Below are 593 nucleotides of genomic sequence, written 5' to 3' on the forward strand. Positions count from 1 at the left end.
GAATGTTTTAACTATTTTTTCTCGTTTTCTGAGTTGCATATTAATATTTTCAACTGAATTAGTAGTTCTTAGATTTTTATGATGTTGAGCAGGAAATCTATAGAATTGTGAGGCATCTTCGAAGCCTTCATCCAATATTTTAATAGCTTCCACATACTTAGGATTACTTTCATATTGTGCAATGAATTCATCTTTGAGCTGAACAGCGTGACGATATGTTGGTGCTTGGAATATTGATTTAAGTAACATTCTAGCTTCTTTAGAGATCTTTTTAGGAAATCTCTCTACAATATTTTTAAGAAAATGGAATGTACAACGTTGCCAAGATGAATCAATAAACTGTGACTTAATAGATTTAATAAGTCCAGAATGCGCATCAGAGATAATAAGTTCAGGTGTTGTTAAACCACGCATTCTTAAGTCTTCAAAAAACTCTGACCAAGCCAATTCAGACTCTTGATTCGAAATTTTAAAGCCAATAATATCGCGTTTTCTATTTTCATTGATACCCATAGCGATATAAACACCTTTAGAAACAATTTTATTATTCTCTCTTACCTTAATGTGCATAGCATCAACAAATACATACTTAT

1 protein-coding gene is annotated in these 593 nt (G+C 31.2%); it reads right to left on the reverse strand.

The genetic code is table 11. The features are described from left to right. Nucleotides 1-593 (reverse strand): IS256 family transposase (locus LQ611_RS13935; protein ID WP_239709675.1); only part of this gene is annotated, 593 nt, incomplete at both ends.

The organism is Mammaliicoccus sp. L-M44 (genome assembly GCF_022386355.1).
GTDB lineage: Bacteria > Bacillota > Bacilli > Staphylococcales > Staphylococcaceae > Mammaliicoccus > Mammaliicoccus sciuri_A.